The sequence below is a fragment of the Sulfurovum sp. genome, from assembly GCF_041562805.1.
Taxonomy (GTDB): Bacteria; Campylobacterota; Campylobacteria; order Campylobacterales; family Sulfurovaceae; genus Sulfurovum.
The window spans coordinates 1-1,347 of record NZ_JBFFOH010000289.1 but is presented as its reverse complement, the minus strand read 5'-3'; the positions used below and the strand labels follow the sequence as shown (position 1 = coordinate 1,347).

Genomic DNA, 1,347 nt, shown 5'->3' with positions numbered 1-1,347 from the left:
GAGAGTAGATAACTATTATTGGCTTAACGATAGAGAAGATACCCATGTTATTGACTACCTTCATGCGGAGAATGCCTACACTAAAAAGAAACTAGAATCTACAGAAGCATTACAAGAAGAACTCTATGACGAGATAGTAGCCAAGATAGTAAAGGATGATACTTCGGTACCTTATGAGAGTAATGGGTATTGGTATTATGCGCGTTATGAGGAGGGTAAGGATTATCCTATTTATTGTCGTAAAGAAGAGAGTTTGGCTGCGGATGAAGTCATCATCTTGGATGTTAATGTTTTGGCTGTTGGCTATGCGTATTATGCTGTGGGTGGTTTGAGCATTAGTCCTGACAACACCATGCTCTGTTATGGCGTGGACAATGTCTCTCGTCGTATATACACTCTGTATTTTAAAAACTTGGAGACGGGCGTTGTACTTGAAGAGTGCATAGAAAATACAACAGGCCAAGCCACTTGGGCAAATGACAACAAGACACTTTTCTTTACACAAATGGAAGCAGATACACTAAGAGACTATAAAGTTTTTAGGTATGAGATGGGTTCCAAAAAAGAAATAGAAGTCTACCATGAAGCGGACGATACTTTTGGTGTGAATGTTTCAAAGTCCAAGTCTAAAAAGTACATCTTCATAGAGTCCTACTCAACACTCTCTACAGAAATACAAACCTTGTCAGCAGATGAACCCCTGGGAGCATTTAAAGTATTTTCCAAACGTGAACGCGACTTGGAGTACTCTGTAGAACATCATGAAGACAAGTTTGTCATAGCAACCAACTTCCAAGCGAAAAACTTTCGACTAATGGACTGTGACTTAGAGCATACAAGTAAAGAGAACTGGAAAGAGCGTGTAGCCCATAGAGAAGATGTCTTACTGGAAGGCTTTGAACTCTTCAATGACTTTTTAGTGTTAGAAGAAAAGCGAAATGGCTTAACAGAAATCAGAATCATGAACAATGCAACAGAGGAGTCATATTATCTGGATTTTGGTGAGGAAGTGTATGATGCCTATATCTCGATGAACCTTGATTTTGACACCACTGAGCTATGTTACGGGTACAACTCTTTAACCACACCAAACTCGACCATACAGTTTAACATGCAGACTAAAGAAAAGACTGTTTTAAAGCAGACAGAAATTTTAGGTGACTTTAACAAAGAAGACTATGAGAGTAAACGCGCATGGGTCACAGCCAAGGACGGAAAGAAAATCCCCCTTTCTTTGGTCTATAAAAAAGGCTTAGTCTTAGATGGCACAAACCCCACACTCCAGTACGCGTATGGCTCTTACGGCTACTCCATGGATGCTTCATTTTCCATCTCACGACTCTCTTT

1 protein-coding gene is annotated in these 1,347 nt (G+C 39.9%); it reads left to right on the top strand.

What is annotated here, in order from left to right:
- Window positions 1–1,347, top strand: a 1,347-nt coding sequence (locus ABYK33_RS15855) for a hypothetical protein (protein ID WP_373034291.1), incomplete at both ends; no start/stop codon positions are given.